General features: G+C 44.4%; 11 protein-coding genes. All 11 read right to left on the bottom strand.

The features are described from left to right. Positions 1-4 precede the first annotated feature (4 nt). The gene (locus J7I42_RS22310) at positions 5-3,199 is read right to left on the bottom strand and encodes a SprB repeat-containing protein (protein ID WP_209141094.1); all 3,195 of its coding nucleotides are present in this window, start codon (positions 3,197-3,199) and stop codon (positions 5-7) included. 9 nt (positions 3,200-3,208) lie between these two features. Beyond that, positions 3,209-5,299 carry a fibronectin type III domain-containing protein gene (locus J7I42_RS22305; RefSeq protein WP_209141093.1) on the bottom strand — a complete coding sequence of 697 codons (2,091 nt, stop codon included), beginning with the start codon at positions 5,297-5,299 and terminating at the stop codon, positions 3,209-3,211. A 3-nt stretch (positions 5,300-5,302) separates the two neighbouring features. Then, a complete protein-coding gene (locus J7I42_RS22300; RefSeq protein WP_209141092.1) occupies positions 5,303-9,862 on the bottom strand; it encodes a hypothetical protein in 4,560 nt (1,519 codons plus the stop codon). A 27-nt stretch (positions 9,863-9,889) separates the two neighbouring features. Continuing rightward, positions 9,890-11,602: a TonB-dependent receptor gene (locus J7I42_RS22295; protein WP_209141091.1), complete on the bottom strand. Its 1,713-nt coding sequence runs from the start codon at positions 11,600-11,602 to the stop codon at positions 9,890-9,892. Positions 11,603-11,644: 42 nt separating this feature from the next. Then, positions 11,645-13,000 carry a PKD domain-containing protein gene (locus J7I42_RS22290; protein WP_209141090.1) on the bottom strand — a complete coding sequence of 452 codons (1,356 nt, stop codon included), beginning with the start codon at positions 12,998-13,000 and terminating at the stop codon, positions 11,645-11,647. 606 nt (positions 13,001-13,606) lie between these two features. Further along, positions 13,607-14,359: a LytR/AlgR family response regulator transcription factor gene (locus J7I42_RS22285; protein ID WP_209141089.1), complete on the bottom strand. Its 753-nt coding sequence runs from the start codon at positions 14,357-14,359 to the stop codon at positions 13,607-13,609. 12 nt (positions 14,360-14,371) lie between these two features. Beyond that, a complete protein-coding gene (locus tag J7I42_RS22280) occupies positions 14,372-16,507 on the bottom strand; it encodes a tetratricopeptide repeat-containing sensor histidine kinase (protein WP_209141088.1) in 2,136 nt (711 codons plus the stop codon). 595 nt (positions 16,508-17,102) lie between these two features. Further along, the gene (locus J7I42_RS22275) at positions 17,103-17,315 is read right to left on the bottom strand and encodes a DJ-1/PfpI family protein (protein WP_209141087.1); all 213 of its coding nucleotides are present in this window, start codon (positions 17,313-17,315) and stop codon (positions 17,103-17,105) included. Further along, positions 17,312-18,115 (bottom strand): type 1 glutamine amidotransferase domain-containing protein, encoded by an 804-nt coding sequence (locus J7I42_RS22270; protein ID WP_209141086.1) that lies wholly within the window; start codon positions 18,113-18,115, stop codon positions 17,312-17,314. Before J7I42_RS22270 ends, J7I42_RS22275 begins: the two co-directional genes overlap by 4 nt. A 93-nt stretch (positions 18,116-18,208) precedes the next feature. Then, on the bottom strand, positions 18,209-18,775 hold the full coding sequence (locus tag J7I42_RS22265) for a Crp/Fnr family transcriptional regulator (RefSeq protein ID WP_209141085.1): 567 nt from the start codon (positions 18,773-18,775) through the stop codon (positions 18,209-18,211). A 75-nt stretch (positions 18,776-18,850) separates the two neighbouring features. Continuing rightward, positions 18,851-19,327, bottom strand: coding sequence for an acyl-CoA thioesterase (locus tag J7I42_RS22260; RefSeq protein ID WP_209141084.1), 477 nt, complete (start codon positions 19,325-19,327; stop codon positions 18,851-18,853). Between the last annotated feature and the right edge of the window lie 11 nt (positions 19,328-19,338).

Raw genomic sequence — 19,338 nt, 5'->3', positions numbered from 1 at the left:
TTTATTACAATATCAACACTCTGAGGATGCGGGTATCTTTTGCCGTTTCAAGCACCAGCGCATACACACCGCTTACTACATTTATTTTATAAGGGACCGTATACTTGTCACTGCCGCTTTTCCGCTGCTGATCAATGATAGCGCCGGACTGCAGATTAATGAGGCGCAGACTAATGTCAGCAATCTCCCGCAGACCAACAGTAACAGTAAACGTCCCATTGCTTGGATTTGGGGCCAACGCATAATCAAGCACAAAAGGATCGGTGGTTGCAGAACCCGGGCTATCGAACGTTTGCCCTTCTACAATGGTAATGTTACTGCCATATTCTTTGGTACAGCTGCCCACACCCGAACGCATTCCTATCCGATAGGTACCGGTAGCACTAAACTGCAATTCGATAAGCGTATCGGTACGGCGGGTCACTGTAATATTATCTGCGGGTACCAGCCATTCCGTTGTTTCCGGCCAGGGCTGGCTGATATTTACAAAGGTTACTTTCTCCCCCTTGAACGCCTGGGTGCTGCCCGCAAAATCTGCCGCTACCGTAGCATCGCTTCTGCTAATGCTTATACTGCCACTTCCGTAACATCCTTTACTATCTGTTACCTGTACAGTATATTTTCCAGGCTCGGTCAATGAAACGCTTGCCGTACTCGCTTTAAATCCATTGGCGCCGCTCCAATTGTACACCGCATTCGCATCAGCGATAGCGGCATTGGCAACCCAGGCCTGACCAGCACAAAGTGTACGATCGGGGCCAAGCGCTACCGTAAGCGGCAAGGGGTCCTGTAAATTGAATACCTGCTGTTCTGAGCATCCCTTCGCATCAATGACCTTTACCGAATAAGCGCCAGCACATAATGCGGTTTGCGTTTGTGCGCTACTGCCATTACTCCACTGATAACTATAAGGGGCTGTTCCGCCAGATATTGTATAACTGATGGCGCCATTACAATAACCGGCGCACACGGGTTGTACAGTTACAGGGTTATTGAAAACAATTGGGTTGGGTGTAGTTACTTTTACCTGTTGCTGGGTTTGACATCCACGGGCATCATTTACAAACGCCAGATAATTTGCAGTTGTTAATCCGGTGATTTTTTGTGTGGTTGCTCCATTGCTCCAGGCTATGCCATATGGAGCTGTACCTCCGGCGATCACCGCCGATGCCGTTCCATCGTTCCCGCCACTGCAAATCACCTGGGTACTGCTTAAAGCAACCGTCAGCAAATTGGGTTCGGCCAGCACAAACGGGTCAGACTCTACATCGATATTATTTTTGTCGGTAATTTCTACTTTATAGGTGCCGGCAGTAAGTTTCACCGCAAAACTGTCGGTCTGTGCAATGCTCGTCCAACTGCCATTGACATTACGATACCATTGATAGCTATATCGCTTTGAAGGTATTTCAATACCACCCTGCGCATTGGCATACAGCTCGCCGTCGGCGCCGTTTTTACAGCTAACATAATGACGTTCTTCCACGGCAACTGTTAACAACGGCGGCTGGTGCAAATGAAGCGTATCGGCCACCATACAACCTGCAGCATTTACGCCAGTTGCCAGTGCATAATTGGCATCGCTGGCAATTACGAGGTAAGTCCCATCGCCTATTTGTTGTAATTTGGTAGTAAACGGATCGGTGCTATTGGTCACCGTATTTAATACCGAACCAGTAGTGCTGTCTTTCCAGGTCATATTATAACTATTGCCATTAAGTGGAGAACCTCCTATAATAATTACCATGGCGTTTCCATCTTTTCGGCCAAATGCCAGCGGATTGGTTGTTTCCCTGTAATCAACCTGAACAGGCTCCGCAGGCTGCGTAATGGTTACCGTCTGGACAACTTCATTACCGGCGCCATCTTTCATAATACAATTATTGCCATCGTATATTCTAAGCTGGTACACACCGCTATCGAGGCCCGTGATGGTATGTTGGCTCGGCGAACCAAAACCAGTCCAGGCATACGTATCATCCTGTGCCTGTTTGTACCCAGCCGAATAATTACCCACTCCCCCCGATGCATTCAACACTATTGTTCCATCAGCACCGCTGAAACAGTATACATTCCTGGTGATATTGGAAAAACTGACAGCCGTGGGTCCTGAAAAAGCGGTTGTATTCGTATGACTCGGATCACCGTTATAACAGGAAACACCTTTGTAATTGCCGAGCAGTTTTATCTCGAAATTTCCCGGGCCATATGTAGCGGGGAAAGTATAGCTATTGCTGGCATCCAGGGTAACATCTGCTGCCGTTGCATGCTGATCATTCAAATCGTCATTCAATACAATGTTCAGGGTTTCACCCGCATACAGCGGCCGGTCGAATTGAACGGAAAGCGTGCCATCCTTTACACCAAAACATTTGTTAGGAAAAGGAGTTACTGAAGTGATATGTGGACAAGGGATCGTGGCCGTTAAGGATATTATATCAGATGCGAAATAACTGACCGGGCTTACGCAGAACCTGACTTGGGTACCGGGGGATAAGTTATCGAAAGCAGGGCCCATCAGGTCGTAACCGGAGATACTAATAGTGCTTTTACCATATGTATTGGTTGATGCCGGAAACTCCTTCCAGCCGGTACCATCATCGTAATTCCATTTATATACGGCTGCAGGATAATCGGCAGTAGCTGAAATGGTAATGCGATCAGTGCTCGGCAAATAGGTCTTGCTGGCGGTTAACGTTATTTTGTCAGGAAAGATCCACGCCTGGGCCTCAACGGAAAAACAATCGGAGGGTTCAACATACTTGCTGTAAAAAAAGCCGTTCGAGGTATAATTGTCACCCATGACCCAGTCACTGTTCGATTGGCAACTTGTATGGCACTCGACGTCATCGCTACTACTATACAAATGTATCTTTGTTAATGTCTGGGATACGTTCCAGGTGGTAGAATCCCAATACTTCCTGGGGTTTGAACTACAGTTCGATAGCAAATACATCAGGTTGTACCCCGTTTTGCCATCAAGCATTCGATCTTTTGTGGAAAGCCTTACTGGCGTTACGGTGGGGTTAATAAAATACGCATCTGCCGTGTACAGGTTACCAGTACAGGTAAGTCCGTAATTTTTATACGGGCAACCTATCTGGGTGTACATTCTCAATCTATATTTTGGTTGCGCCAGTGTAACAGATACCGCTGCCAGCAACAGAACAGTAATCAGGAGCAATACTCGTGTTCTCATAAAAGCCTATTAATAATTAACCGTTACTTTTTTTGTTTCGCTAAAAGCGCCGGAGGCCAGCACCGCCATTACCGCATACTGGTACGTGGTATTTACCTGTATGTCGGTATCGTATAAACCTTTTTGCCCGGCTGGTACTGTTTTATATAATGTTATGGGACTATTACCTGATGACTTAAATACCTGGTAATTGACCACCTGTTTCAATTCATCGTCCCAAACCACTTCTATCCTTCTTTTTTCAGGCTGGGCATAAGCATATAACCGGGTCAGCTGTAAAGCGCCCGTAGCACCTGCAGCAACCGTAACACCCAGGGGTTCCGAAGCAGTGGTGAGCCCGCTTTCACTTTTAACGGCTATATAATAATTGTATGAACCGGCAGCGCCTTGTATGGTATCCGTATAAGTATTGTAACTTTTACCGGTAAACTGTTGTACAATACTGTAACTGCTGTCGCCTGTTGCTTTCCTGTACAGGATGTGGGCAGCAATATCTTCATCCCCACTATTTATCCAGTTTAACGTAACCTTATTGCCGGCCACTTTATATTTGTTGATCACAGCAGCAGAAGGGGGAATAATATCAGGCTTTTTTAATTCTACCAGTTCTGTAGGAGCCGACTGGTTAAACCGTTTATCGAGCGCGGAAACAGCATAGTATACTTTTTTATTCAGCAGCTTAAGACTGAGCTTGTCGCGAAATTTATTACCGCGCCATACTGAATCAATAAGCGGAACAGCCTCTTCGTTTTTCTTCATAGCGCGGTAGATCTTATACCCCATCAGATCGCGTTCGCTGTTCTTATTCCAGGTTAGCGTTACCACGCCATTGGAATCGATGATCGCTTTCAGTCCGGTTGGTACGGCCGGTGCAATAGAATCAATCGGCTGAACCAATACAGGGTAAGAGGTACGGCTTTCGCCTTCTTTCGCCACCGCGGTCAGGGTAAAATATCCAGGCTCACCAACCGCTTTTTTGATCTCAAGCGTTCGCTTTGACGCATCTATATTATCGAGCCATATTTTGTATGGACCTGCTTCATTGTCGGCTTTATTGAGCTGAAACCCTTTGATCAATGCATTTGCCTTTTCTTCAAAAAACCACTGCATTTGCAGCATGCCTTTATCATCTGCATAAGCCGATTGAATACCCGGCACAAAAGGAAGTAGGTTGACACCTTTTCCTTTTATCACTTCCGATGGTGGTCCGGATTCTCCAAACGGACTAATACCCCGAACGCGATACTGACAAGAAACCCCATTCTCATGCAGTGTATCGGTGAAGTACATTTTGCCTGAAGCATGTTTATCTTTTTCATTCAGGTTGCTCACCGGCACGTCGGACAAGCGACGGAAGGTTCTGCCATCGTCTTCCGACTTTTCTACATAGTATGAAGTATAATATGCCTTTACGCGGTTGTAATCCCAGGCAAGCATTACCGTACGGTTGCCAAACTGAGCATTTACTTCCTGCACCTGCGGTAATGATTCATAATTTTCAGCACCAATATATACACCGGCTGTATCGGGTTTTGTGAGATTTACGGGTACGGCGGTGGTAAGCCGGTACAGGTATTTTTCATTAGGGTTAACCTCATTATCCACCCACCCCCAGCCTGCCAGCAGCGCCGCTTCAAAACTCATATCTGCTGCAAACAGCGAGAAACTGAACCGTTGCTCCGCTTCCTGCGACTGGCTGATGATGCGGCCAACGCCTTTGGAGTCGTTACCGGCCACCTGGAAGTCGCTGCCATACAAAGCCTGCGCCATTACAGCTGCAAACTGATTTTTCTTTGCCAATTCCTCCCAGGCATTAAGCGGTTTTGAATGGATAGGCCCTGCACTCAGCACCTTGCGTTCAGGCTTATCGAGCATCTGTTTATTACGCAATACCGTATACCGTTCCAGGATAAACCCATATTGATTGGTCAGCTTCCACAAAGCTACATTGGTAGCAGCCCATCGCAGTCGGATGGTACGACCCGTACTGTCGGGTCTTGCGATCATTTTTATTTGTGAGGCGGCCTGTCTGCCACGCTGCGCAAAGACACCAGTGGCAAAAAGCATCCCTATAAAAAACAATATTATCAGGCGTTTCATAGCTTATCGGATCGGGTTATAATATTGAACAATATGCGAACTGCCTTGTATTCCGCCGGGTAGTACAAACTGATAATTCACTTTATAATATCCGGGTTTCATCATTGGATAGAATCCATTGATCAGCCATTCGTAATCTTTTTGTTGCGGCGTACCAAGGTACCTGCTTACTGCCTGGTATTGCAGGTCAATGAAATCCTGTTTGTAGATCCGCGGCAGATCGTATAAATAAGGCAGATAGTTGGTTACCAGCGGATCGGTAAAATTGCCCTGACTTACCAGGCTCTGATACCCAAGCGATACCGGCAAGGAACGAACGGGAACAAAACCCAATTCCGCCGTGTCGCGTTCACTGATGACAATATTTCCGGCAACCGGGTAATTCTTGTAGTTGAGCGGATATATGTACGATTTGAAAAACTCATCATCGGTTATAGCCAAAGGCTGCACCAGCGGAAGGTTATCGGTGTAATCGGTACCGGTCAGTTCGTTCAGATCAAGCGGTTCGGCCCCTGTTACCCCCATCTGCAGGGTGAACAGATCGGAAGCCAGCACCCTAACCGTACTGTTTCCGGGCTGCATACCCTGCATTTTTTCGGCAAACGTGCCATACCGGCTGCTGTGGAAGGCGTAATTCAGTAAGGTTTTACCAGTATCGGCGCGTACCACATCCGTTGCACTGTTACCTGTTACCTGTACACTATCGCCGGCATCGGTGGTGGTAGTATTGGTAACAAAACCACCCGCATTGCTGGCGGAACTGGCGGAAGGAACACTTTGCAACACCAGTTCATAGGCGGCGTTGTTTTGGACCTTAAAGATGTTAAACCGCAAACGGCATTCATTTGAATCGTAGGTAAATGGCAGTTTGATAGCCGCTCCCCCGTTTTTGGGCCGTACCATCAACTGGGGAATATACCCAGGAATGGAAAATAAATATTGTTGTCCCCGCTTTAATTGAACAACGCCCTGGTTGGTTTCAGCGGTATAAAAATTCTGTTGATCTACTACCGGCCAGGCGTAACTTATATTAGATAAAGGAATACTTTCAGGTGCTGTACCAGTATTGAAAGAAAGCGTACGGGTCTCTTCCGCTTTCTTTCCATCGATGTACACGGTTTGCCAGGCGCCGTTCTGGTTTTCTTTGAAACTTACTTTCACGGTGGCTGTTACCGATGTGGAGGGCGGCAATATTTCATTGGAATAGAAGGTAACCGCATCGTTATTCGCATTCCATTTCAGTTTACCGGCAATGGTATTTCCATTTGCCGTAAGGTTGAATTGATCGAGCTGTATACGGTAAGTGTGGTCTCCTTTATCATCGGAAATGGGAATATCTTTTCCAATGGCAAAATTGAAGGCTGCCTGGGGCGCCGCAAACACATCTACCTGCGTTGCGTCTTTGGGAGTTATGTCGGAGATAACTGCAATGCCCACCGGCGTTGTTTCGCCTCCGCCTGCTACGATCTTACAATCATTTCCTATTGTTACCTTGAACCGCACGTTCCCTTTCACTAACCCACCGAGTAAATTAAATCTCACACCCAGGTAACCTGCAAACCAGGAGGGGTTCGGAAGTTTCGCTTGTACCAAAGCAGCAGCAGCGCCCTGTATAATGGGGATACGTGCTTTAAGGAACCACAGGTTTACTTTAACGCCCAGTTCGCCCTGCAGGTACGCATATGCCTGGGCATTGGCATACCAGCCATCCATCCCTATAGGCTCGGTACTGCCTTCGCAATGAGCATCGCCATAATCCTTCAGCATCATATCGAAACCAAGCCCCGCTTTGAAATTGGCATACAGGATTAAAAAAGTAATATCGCCCGTTTCAACAGTCACTCTGGAACCAAATGCAATACCCCGTCCTTCGCCCAGGGCATTGGCATCGCGCATATAATCCAACTGATCTACCTCCATACCGAGGATATCAGCCACCTCACGTGGCGGTGCCGGTGAGCCGGGTATATTGGTCCCCAGCATTAAATACGACTGGGTCTTTATTTTAAAACCACCTAAACCGAATTGAATTCCAATTGGGTCGGTAGGCGTACCCATATATACATACCATTCCGAAGGGGCAAAATGCATAACCGCCCATCCGGCGCGGTAATTATCACCAACACCCTGTAACAAGCCTTTGGCTGCATTTACATACAGGTCGAAGTTGGCATGGAATGTACTGCTTTGGAAATCATAGAACATACCCACATAGGCTGAGATACCATTTGACATCTTCATATCCTCATCCGGTGGTATCTCCCGGCCCGCCTGTTGCGGATTGGTGATCTTGAGTTTTTGAAGTGCTTCTATTTTTTCAAGCTTAGCGGCATCGGACAATCCTTCCAGTTGCTTGCTTACATTGTTTTCAATTTTATCGAACAGGCCGGCAGACTTTTCCATAAACTTGCCGGCTATGCCCGGCAGCTTGCCCATGAACTTGGCATTGCCAAAGAACCCAATATAGTTCATCCCGCCGCCGCGGTTAAAGGCCACTTCAAATTCAGCCATCCCCTGCAGGGCTTCCGGCTTCATTACGTTAAAGAACACCCCGGCTTTAATACCGAGTCCCAATACGGAGTCGGGTTTATAATTCGGCATTTCACCAAGCGTAGTACCCGACGCTGCATTCATTTTACTCATGCGATAATAGGCCCCGCCTGAAAATCCGTTGATCTTTAAGGCGCCGCCTACCGGGAATCCCTCACCCCATTTAGCAGACCCGTCTACAAACCAGTAACGGAATTTATTATAACCAAACATACAACGCACTTTTACTTCCACCTTATTCAACGCATCGAAATTCGCAGTGATACCGCCGCCAAAACCATCGCCATAGGTGGGATCATCCTGCATAAAATCAATTTCACCATTAAGCGTAAGTCCGCCTATCTTGGCATTGTCGATCTTTATTTTGGAAAGGGAAACTTTTTCAAACTTCCAGTTGCTGAAACCATTCTGTTGGTTATAGGTGCAACCGATATTTAACCGGGTGGAAGCTTTGAAGGCGTTCTCAGACAGGGTAAGCTTTACCCCAAACGACAGATCGGCCCTGGTAGCATTGGCAGTCAGTACGATGCTATCAATTGATACCGGGAATTTTGCGATCTTGATCTCCCCATCATAACCAAAGTAATCAACCGTAAAATAGGGATTCACGGTCTTTAAATGCATATTACGAAAGGTGATCGCTTTCAGTTCGGCAATGGAAGAACCTGATCCATTACTGGCGGCAATGGTCATGCGGCCGCATAAATTAGCTTCAGGCCGGAAGTTTCCATCTTCAACAAGCAGTTTTATATATGAATTGGAGTCCAGGTCCACCCTGGCCTGCCACAGTTGAAAATCGAGTTGTTTCTTTGGCTTTACCGTAAGCCAGTATTTATTATCTTCTGTTATAACAGCTTCGTATTCGAGGGAGTCTTTATCGGCTACCGGCAATCCCAGATTACCGCTAAAAGAAGCGGACACCAGGTGATTTGCCTCCAGACCGATACTAACATCATCAACCGAAAAATGCCAGCCAGATGCAGAGCCTGCCTTGTAGGGCAAAATACCCTTTCCGGAAAATACACCACTTACCCCATTGTTATCAATGATCATATTGTGGCCACCAAATGAAACCGGCCCCGTTGAACCGGCCCGCCTGAACATTTTAGGCAGTTCAATATCGATGGTTTGTATATACACGCCCCGCCACATAAAAGGATTGGGATAATGTAAATACTGTGCTTCGTAACCCGTAGGAAAAACCACATCAGGGCTATTACGGGTGTCGCTGAAATCGAAAACCGCATTCGTTACAGTAAACACGATCCCTTCCAGTTTATTTACCTGGAATTTTGGCAAACTCACTGAGATCAGGATGTCATTCCAGTCAGAAATAATAGCCTGAAAATCTGCGCTCACTTTAGTTTTCGGATCAGTGATCTTATCGCCGCTATTATTGCAGGGTATCAGCAAGGAACGGGGAAACTCAACCTGGGCGGCTACGCTTAACTCTTTAAACCCATTACAGTCTATAGTAAGATACGTAAGACCCGATTGCGCCTGCCCGCTCTGCAAATTGAATCCACCTTTCAGGATCAACATGGCATTACCGCCATGAATGGGTATGTTACAATCACCCAGCAAAACCAGTTTTGCATCGCCAACAATACCACCACGATAAGACAGTTTAAGTGAGCTAATGCCAAAGAATAATGGCTCATCGCGTTGCGGAATGGTCACTTTGGCAAATACAGTCAATTCAGCATACGTTTCATGGAACACCGCACTGCTGATCGCTATTTTATAGGTAATGTTGCTGATGGTCCTTCGCAGGCCAACCGGCAATTCATTCAAATCATCGGGCTGCAACGTCTCCAGCCATTTGTCAGACTCCTCTACTTTCTGCACAGCACTTATGGCCATCGATTTAATGGCCGCAGAATCGGCAAAACCCTGATCTGTTGCAGTAGAACCTGTATAAACTTTTGCGTTACTGCTATCAGCTTCCGGCCCCGCCGCCTTTGCAACGGAAAAACAAAGCAGCAGCAATAAACCAAAACAAAAACGTTTCATAGCGTACATTTAATTAATACTCACTACTTAAAAACTGTAACTATACCCCATGGTACCCGTGAGGTCGGTGGTATTTTTAGTTTGTTGTGTTTCGCGAATTTGATTGACAAGGTTCAGGTTCAACCGGTGTTTTTTGAACACCGTATAGGATGCATTCAGGCGTACACTCAGCACACTGCTTATTTGAATATTATCCTGTTTGCTGAAATTGTAGGAAGCAGACAGCCCCGATGACATTTTCTTTTTAAACATCTTCGTCATAAAGCTAACTGTAGGGCCCATGGTCATAAAATCATTACGGGCAATAGTGTTATAGCTCACGTTATAGGCTGCTGTCAGGTTCATGCCCTGCTGTAACCACTGAATACCGTAAGAAGCGGCCATATTATAAAACTGCGAGCTGTTGCCTTTAGCAACGGTGCCGCCCTGATCGTCCGATGCATCCTGAAAGTTCAGGTTCATGTTCAATGAATGCATTTGTTGCTCGCTTTTTTTGGTAAGCACATTTACATTCAGATTAGCGTTTTGCGAGATCTGGGTAAAGTTCAGCGTATCCATTTGTTGATAGGGCAACTGGTTTATGTATTCAAACTGCGGACGAATACTCATGTAGGTCTGAAAGTTGGAATAACTAAAACTGGTCTGCCATCTTTCTGAAGGCGCATAGTTTAAATTAAGCGCGCCCACCCATCGGCGGGTAGTTCCGGATTTGCTGTAATCGAGGTTATCGCGTTGAATCCCGATGTTGGCTGAAATACTGGCTTTGTCTCTTAAAAGACTTTGCGCCAGATTAACAGTTATATTTTCGAGGTCGTTATTAAAATAGTAAGTACCATAAGTCTGATAGCCGGGATCGATGCGCTCATACCCTGCCCCAACGGTGCTTTTGCGAAAATTGTAACTCAACTGGGTTTTCAGGGCATGATAAACAGCCGTGGAACCATTTCCCCGCAAAAATACCTTTGACACGCCCTTGTTAAGATTTTCGGTACTGTCACGCACATCGCGCGTTAATACACTGGTAGCATACCCTGCTGTAAGGTCCAGTCCTTTTAACGGCTGTAAACCCACCTCATAATGTAAGGCAAGGTTTTGTCCGGGAAATATAAGGAGACTGTCAGGCGGGGTAGACAAACTGCTTTGTACATCTTTAGCGGCGAATGCCGAGATGCTGATCCTGTACATCTTTTGATTATAGCCCACCTTGGCGCCATAACCCATTCGCTTGTACACGGGTAAAATACCTGAAGCGCTATCGTACTGTACCGCCTTCTGCAGGCGGCCAGCCATCGCACTTATTTTCCACGGGCCATCCGGCGTTAGGTCAACCCCGGCGCCGGTGAACTGATGACCGCTTAATGTGTATGGCGAAAAACTCATAGCCACATCACCGATATGCCCGGCAATCCACTTATAAGTTGGATGTAAACTCAACCGGTTAGGCGGTGTGGGATACGTTATGCCATGACTGGCATTGGTGAGGTTAAAAGAAAAAGGCAGGTTGATCTTTCCAAATATATTGGCATTAAGATTACCCTGTAAGAACCAGGTGAACGGGGCACGACCGTAATTGCCATTACCACTATAAAAAGCAGTATTGGCGGCTACGCCGCCGCTGAACCTGATAGGTTTTGCCTTGAATACATTTTTCAAACCTTCAATATCTACCTGCTGGGCAATACCCTTTTTACAACAGATAAGCAGTATGATGATCAAGGACCGGTGTACAATTTTTTGCATAGCGTTCAGGGATTCGTTTAGGGGGAGCTTCATGATATTGCATCATGGCTCTTTCTGAACCTTTATATCTGTTACGATATATGAATCAGCGCCGTTCGGCACGAACTGTTTTATTATAATTGCGCCCTTGCGGCCATCGCTGGTTTTGAATAGGACCACGCGGGGCTGTATATTATCTGTGAATTGCATCCAGCCACCTGCGGTAAAATCTACCGGCATTCCCGCCAGCAGCGCATCGGTTGTCATTGTATTAAAATCAGCCACTGTAAGACTGGAAGGGCAACCGCATCGTTCCTGAGAATTAATAATGGAGGCTGGTTGAGCGCCCGGAATAGCGTCAAAAGTGTAAAGGTTGGCTGAATCGGGTGAAACAAAGCGGTTATAGGTAAAGCCCTGGTTCAAACCGAAAAACACCAGGTCAATATCTTTTCCGGCAACAGACAGGTCGTCTGACGCCTTAAAACTGCGTTGCAGTTTGGTAGAGAAAAAACAGCCAACAGAGCCATGCGCCGTATTAATTCCAAATCGCACATCGGTAAAAGTGCGCAGGTTCGCGTTTGGCAATACATTAATAGTCTGTTGAACAGACTTTGTTTCTTTGTCGTTACCCGCAGTCAGCGTAATGGTATAGGAACCTGCTGAAGTAAAATGAATGGCTGGTTTTCGGGCCGTATCATTATCTATAACACCACCGGTAGTTGTCCATTTCCAGTGCAGGCCGCTAACGGTTTCATTATTGAGCGTTGCAGTTAACGGCGCTTCATAATCATTATCGTCTAAAGAAGGGATGATCGTAAAAGCCGGGAGCAAGGCAGGCCGCAGAACAAGAACTTTAGTCAACGTAAAATCTTTTCGGCCATTATTTACTACCAGGGTAAAAGTATGGTTGCCCGGGGTATTGAATTTTATAACCCCAGGATCTTTTGCTGTAGATGTAGCCGGCTGTCCGCCTTCGAATGTCCATTTATAACTAACACCGCCGGTACTTTTATTAATGATCGTAACATCGGCTGGCACAAAATCATTTACCTGGGGAAGTGCATCGAACCCAATAGCTACCGAACTATCTATAAGGATGTCTACTGTTTTGGAATGGCGATTATCATCATTCCAGGCTTCGAGCGTAACCGAAGAATTGCCGGCAGTGGCAAAGGTGATCGTTCCCGGATCTTTTTTATCGGAACTGGCAGGCTCACCACCGGTAAACGTCCATTTATAATGGGTGGCCCCGATTGTATTATTGGTGAAATTTATTTTTACAGGCGCCGATAGATCGTTGTTAACAACAGTATATGCGAAATCAACGCTTAAAGCTGCTTCCTGCTCCTTTTTACAGGCTGCCATTGGCACATACAACAACAATAAATACACGAAGTATTTTACATTGGGCTTTCTCAAGGTTGGGATTTAGGGATATGGTGATTAGTACAATGGTTCTTCAAAAACATGGAAAAGGCACAAGAGCTATTGTGTGATCTTGTTCATTTTTATTTCCGTTACAAGCGAAATGATAGGGGTCTTTTTCATTTGATATTATAATTGAATATTTAAACTGAATATTATCTGAAGCTTAACCTACAGACATAACAATACATTGACGAAGGAATTACAATCGTTTAGTTTCAAAAAGAAACTTTTAATAGAATAGCAAGACTATGGAAACAGGTATATTAACTAAGTGGCAAGAATAGCCCGTTTGAGAAGCTGACAATACTTAGTATATGTACTAATCGATTTTATGGTATTAACAACCATAGAATTTACTAACGAAAGGATGATGGTTTTCATAGCTATCTAACTAGTGTCTAAAGGATATAAGCTTTACGGGCACAAAACTATATTATACTTCCTATTTATGCAAGCCAAGTTGATAAGTGTGTTGATTTCTCCGTTATTCGTGCAGATTCAGGCAATAGACGTGTAAGCAGGTAAAGCATTACAACAGAACGTATACCAACGGATATGAATATGTAAATATTTTATCAGATGAAGTTGTTTGGGTTACTACATTTTTCCCGGCTGAAGCTTTTTTAACATCATCTCCTTACGGTTACGGGAAACATCAATAGTAGAGCCATCGCTCATAATTAAATAACCCCCTTCGCCTTTAACATACTTTTCTACTTCATTGAGATTAACGACCCAGGAGTTGTGAACTCTGGCGAAAGAATGATCTTCAAGCATTGCTTCCACTTCTTTTAATGTGCGGGAAGCGGTTATTCTTTGCTTATTTTTTAAAACCAGGATAGTATAATTACTTTCTGCTTTACAAAAAATAACAGATTCTATAAAGATCATTTGAAGTCCTTCCAGGGTAGGGATTGCGATCTTATTGAGTGACATGGTCGGATGATACAATTTTTGCAGGAGCATTTCAATTTGCTCAGGAAGCGGGCGCTGGATCCGCTGCACCGCTTTTTGCACCGCAGCTTTCAATTCTTCGCGTTCTATGGGTTTTAATAAATAATCAAGTGCACTGAATTGAATGGCTTTAATGGCATACTGATCGTAACTCGTGGTAAAGATCAGTTGAAAATTTATCTCCTGTAATCTTTCAAGTAATTCAAACCCATTCATCTGTGGCATTTCAATATCCAGAAAAAGTATTTGCGGCGGATGTTCTGAGATGCTTTTCAATGCAGCGGGCGCTGATACACATATATCGGACACTTTTATTGCCGGACAGTAATTTTCAAGCAACGTAGCCAGCGACTCGCAACACAATGGCTCATCATCAACAATGGTGGCGGTGATCATATAAATTAACGTTTAATGCAATTCAGCTATGCTTTCTATAGCATCCATACAATGTACTTTAAGGATCACACGGGTACCCGTGGGATTTCCCTGCTCATCTGAAAGGTCTTCAATCTTAAAAAATGTCTTTGCTTCTTTTTCCCGGCTTAACAAAGCCAGGCGTTCGGTGGTGATCTGTAACCCCATTGACTTTTGTTTTTCCGCCGATTTACTTTTGATCACACCGGCTTTGTGCCGGCCAATTCCATTATCAGCTATTATACAGGTCAATATTTCTTCCTCCATGCCTAATTCAATTTCAAGATGCCCATTGCCCTCTTTATGCATCAATCCATGCCAGATGGCATTTTCGGCAAAGGGCTGTAACAAGAGCGGCGGAATGAAAACATTTTGGATATCAATTTCATTTTTAACATCAATAGTATAGTTAAAAGAATATTGAAAACGTAATCTTTCCATTTCAAGGTAAAGCCTCAACATTTCCAGTTCATCTTCAAGGGGAATGACTGTTTTTTTTGAACTATTAAGAACCATGCGAATGAGCCTTGAAAATTTGATAAGATAATCAGAAGCCGATTCGCTTTTACTTTTCAAAATATACCCGTTAATAGAACTAAGGCAGTTAAAAATAAAGTGAGGATTCATTTGTGCCCGAAGCGCCTGCATTTCCAATTCTACTGTTTTGTGCTGAAGGGCTGTCTGTGTTCTTTCGCTTAGCAGTTTTTCATTCCTTCGCTTGAGTGTCAAATTTCTGAAAAAAATAACACCCAGAAACACAAAGGCCAGGATGCCGGTAAGAAGTATTTTTCTCAACAGGGAAGCCTGTTGCAATCGCTGCTGCTGCAATTCGAGCAGTTGCGCACTCACCTGTTTTTCCTTTTTTAACCATTCTATCTGCGCCTGCTTTTTCTCATTTTCCACCCTCGATCTATAACCAAACAACTTAGCTTTTAACTGATCGTTCAACAGGGAATCTTTCAGTGTCATAAATTGCTTTAAATAAGAAAGCGCCATCTCACTTTTCCCCATTGACGAATAAATCTCTGAGAGCAATTTCAGATCTTCCGCTTTATACTGGCGGGCGCCCGTTCTTTGAGCCAGTTTCAGCCCCTCCCGTGCATAATACAGGGCCTGCTGATGATTATTCCAGGCCACATATAATTTTGCCATATCAGGTAGTACCCGCAGCAACCCGTTGTATCCATTATTCTTTTTTAAGAAAATTGTTGATTTTTTAAAGACCTGCAGGGCCTCGTTGTATTTTTTTTGGTTCAAATAAATTTCGCCCAAATATACACGCGCACTATAATTGGCCGTATCTCTTTGGGAGGCGCTTCGGTAATAGTATAAAGCGGAATCATACTGGTGCATCGCGTTATGAACAGCAGCCATCTGCAACGCCAGATAGAGATCTAAATTCCCACCCAATGCAGCACTTGAATAATAATATTCCAACGCAATATTGTGGTCGCCCATACTTTCGTACAGATCACCTATAATCAGTAAGGGGAAAGCCATACCTAAAGAGTCATTCCTTTGCTGACTTTTCGCTAACTCATTTTGGGCAATTTCAAACCCCTTTGCCAGATCACCTTTTAAACCGTACGTCACACTTAATATTTCAAACGCTTGACTGATACCTAATCTATCCTCGCTTGTATTGAACTTTTGCAAAAGAGAGATACCAATTTGAAGTTCTTGTATGGCTTTATCAAAACGCCCTTGTTGATATAGTAAATAGCCAAGTAAAATATGTGTACATGCTATCCCCTTGCTATCCCGAACTTTTTCAAAATAGGGAACACATTGACGAAGATACCGCTCGGAAGCCGGATAGTGATGCCGGTTCATTTCATCCATGCTCCTGGCGAATAGAACACTGGCTGTTCCTTCGATGTAACCTATTTTTACTGACTCGTTAAAAGCCTGGTTTAAATAAAGAAGTGAAGAATCTCTATTAGTACCTGTATCACCAGTACTACACATATTTCCATACCAACACCCAATTTGGATCAGTGTTTTCACTTTTACACTATCGTGTATTAATGGCAGGAGCTTTTTCAGACTGTCAACACACCTTTCCTGAGCAAAACCAATTGTAGAAAGAAAAATGAGAATAAGAAGCAATATGCATTTGAAGTATTTCATGCTGCATTCTTTAAGGCAATGTCTCACTCAAAAAGAATACTTTTCTTTTTTTAAAGTTAAATAAAAGATTCAGCATTTCTGCCCGAAAACATTTCTAAGCTATTAGCATTTAGCCAAATAAAAAAGCAAGAATGAGCAATTGAAGCTTATTGAAGGATGGTTGAACAGCGGGGCTGAGTGGTTTGCATCCAAAGCTGAAATTCTTAACTATGTCAAAGAGCTGTAAGGTGTATTACAGCTGCTTTGCGCAGGAGCAGTTGCAACACCATACAAAGGTACAACAGGTGTTTGGCTCAGCAATAACAGGCATGTCCAGACGAGTCTATAATGGATTATGTTTCCCATTTGTGTCTACAATTGTCTACAAGAGTCTACAAGTGTCTACAAGTGTCTTGCCTGGTTATAGGGAAAGCCGGCAATTGTTTGGGATGGCGCCGGTATTGTGCCTGTATTATTGTGCACAATGTTCGGAAGTTGTTCGGACTCTCCCCGGGAATGTTCGGGTGTACCCAGGGAAAATCCGAACAAAGTCCGAACAACGCTGAGATCAAACCCAGCTCAAGACCGGAGCGATCCGGAAGCATTCTATTACACGCTACTTTTTCAAAGCATTGATAATTTTTGTTGTAAAGGGAGCAAGATCTATTGATGCGCGACTGGTGATCAGATTTTTACTTTTAACCACCGGTTGATCTTTCACTATGGATCCCGCATTTTTCAGGTCCACCATCATACTCCACCAGGAAGTAGTTTCCTTTCCTTTTACAATTTTATTATCGCTGTCGAATGCCTTTACCAGGTCAATCACTTTTTCGTCGAAATGTTGTATTTAAGCAGCTCCAGCATGGCTTCGCCAACCCCCTGAGCAGATGCAGGATTTTGCCCGGTGACCAACCGCTGATCAACAACAACGCGCTTTTGCCAAAGCCCTGATTTTTCAAAAATAGCTCCCAGCTCAATCAGTTTACTTTCTAAAAGAAAGGGTACTACATTCTCCAATTTAACAGCCGCCTCTTCTTCATTTGTAAAGGCGTTTATACGTTTTCCTTCCACCAGGTACTTACCGTTGCTAAGTTTGATATTCACCAGCCCCGCCGGCCCATGACAAACAGCACTGACTACCCCATTACTTTCATATATTTCCCTGGCAATTTCAGCGATCTCCTGATCGTCCTTAAAATCCCACATGGCACCATGCCCACCTGCGAAGAAAATGGCCGCATATTGTGATGCATTTACTTGTGAGGGCTTTAAGGTGTTTTCTACCTTTCTCCGGTATACCTGGTTTTCCCAGAATTTTTTATTGACGGGGTCTTCTAAATTAAAACCGTCAACGGGTGCTTTCCCGCCCTTAGGACTTACAAAATCAATTTCATAACCTGCAGCATGAAGTACATCCCATGGGTGTGCCACTTCTGCCAGATAATAACCGGTTGATTGTCCTGTAGCGCCTTTCTGTGCGTGGCTTGTAACTACAAAAAGAATTTTCTTTTCCATTCCAGGAAGTGATCTTTTGGATTGTGCAGTTGCTTTGTTAAAAACAGCGGAAACGGTGCAGCCTGCAATAACCATTAGCCCTGTTGCGATCTTTAGCAATGTTTTTTTCATTTGTTATAATGCTTGATTGACATTGTAAAATTCGTCAGGGCCATTGAGAAGACACAGGAACCAGGTCACAGGTTTTGTGTGATCTATATCACGCTATTGGGAAAGGCGGCTTAGTGTTTCCCGCGAAACACCCAGAAAAGAAGCAATAAGCGTTTTAGGTACCCGCTGAAACAAAGTTGGGTAGTCGCTCAGGAGTTGTTCATATCTTTCTTTAGCTGTATTGGTAAGCAAGGACAATATTCTGCGTTGCAGGGCAACATAGCCACTATTGGATTTTCGTCTGAAAAAATGTTCCATTTTATGCAGCTCAGCACAGATCTTATCCCGGTTATGAAGCGATAAACAAAGCACCTGCACCTCTTCTACGCAGTCAATATTAAGTGTTGAACTGGTCCCATTGAAATATGCCTGATAATCTGTGATCCACCAGTCTTCCCAGGCAAGTTGTAAAATATGCTCTTTCCCGTCATCGGGGTTTATATAATAGGCTTTAAGAAGACCTGAAAGCACAAAATAATCATTCTTTACCAGGTCGCCTTCCTGCACCAGGAACTGATGCTTTCGAAGTTTTTTAGGAGTGAAATGAGAAAGAATGTAGTCAAATTCGCTGTCAGTAAGCGGTGTAATTTCCTCTATATGTTGCCGTAATTTATGCTTCATATTGATCCCACTGTAAAGTACATGAAATTCATCAGCTAAAAAAGAAACCCCGATCATCTCGGGGTTCAATTACAATTACATATGTGGTTTCATCTCATCTTCAATATTCTGTCTTAGCGCCATTAACTTTTTGGCATAACTCTCCATCTCAATACCGGCGGGTGTTTCGGGTACCCATTTAGGAACGGGTACTGTTTTGCCGCTATCATCCACTGCCGCAAACACCATCACACAATGGGTAGTTTTTATCCTTTCCTGACGACGCGGATTACCAGCTTGTACATTGATCGCGATATGCATACTGGAATTACCGGTATAAATAACAGTAGCAGTAATTTCCACCATATCCCCGATAGCAATGGGTTTGAAGAAACGGATCCCACCCACGTATATGGTCACACAATATTGCCCGCTCCAGTTGGCAGCACAGGCATAGCCAGCCTGATCTATCCATTTCATTACAGCGCCTCCATGTACTTTACCGCCGAAATTTACGTCCGAAGGCTCCGCTAGAAACCGAAGCGTTACAGTATTGCCGACATTATCGCTCATAAGTATTCAGG

Origin of the sequence: Niastella soli (assembly GCF_017742245.1) — a bacterium.
GTDB lineage: Bacteria > Bacteroidota > Bacteroidia > Chitinophagales > Chitinophagaceae > Niastella > Niastella soli.
The sequence above is the reverse complement of the archived record's forward strand: the minus strand, read 5'-3'. Positions and strand labels throughout refer to the sequence as shown.

What these genes read in the sequence shown, in the direction of transcription:
- J7I42_RS22265 (WP_209141085.1), bottom strand. Translation starts at nt 18,775, where the DNA reads ATGAAGCATAAATTACGGCAACATATAGAGGAAATTACACCGCTTACT.
- J7I42_RS22260 (WP_209141084.1), bottom strand. Translation starts at nt 19,327, where the DNA reads ATGAGCGATAATGTCGGCAATACTGTAACGCTTCGGTTTCTAGCGGAG.
- J7I42_RS22270 (WP_209141086.1), bottom strand. Translation starts at nt 18,115, where the DNA reads ATGAAAAAAACATTGCTAAAGATCGCAACAGGGCTAATGGTTATTGCA.
- J7I42_RS22305 (WP_209141093.1), bottom strand. Translation starts at nt 5,299, where the DNA reads ATGAAACGCCTGATAATATTGTTTTTTATAGGGATGCTTTTTGCCACT.
- J7I42_RS22300 (WP_209141092.1), bottom strand. Translation starts at nt 9,862, where the DNA reads ATGAAACGTTTTTGTTTTGGTTTATTGCTGCTGCTTTGTTTTTCCGTT.
- J7I42_RS22285 (WP_209141089.1), bottom strand. Translation starts at nt 14,359, where the DNA reads ATGATCACCGCCACCATTGTTGATGATGAGCCATTGTGTTGCGAGTCG.
- J7I42_RS22280 (WP_209141088.1), bottom strand. Translation starts at nt 16,507, where the DNA reads ATGAAATACTTCAAATGCATATTGCTTCTTATTCTCATTTTTCTTTCT.
- J7I42_RS22310 (WP_209141094.1), bottom strand. Translation starts at nt 3,199, where the DNA reads ATGAGAACACGAGTATTGCTCCTGATTACTGTTCTGTTGCTGGCAGCG.
- J7I42_RS22295 (WP_209141091.1), bottom strand. Translation starts at nt 11,602, where the DNA reads ATGCAAAAAATTGTACACCGGTCCTTGATCATCATACTGCTTATCTGT.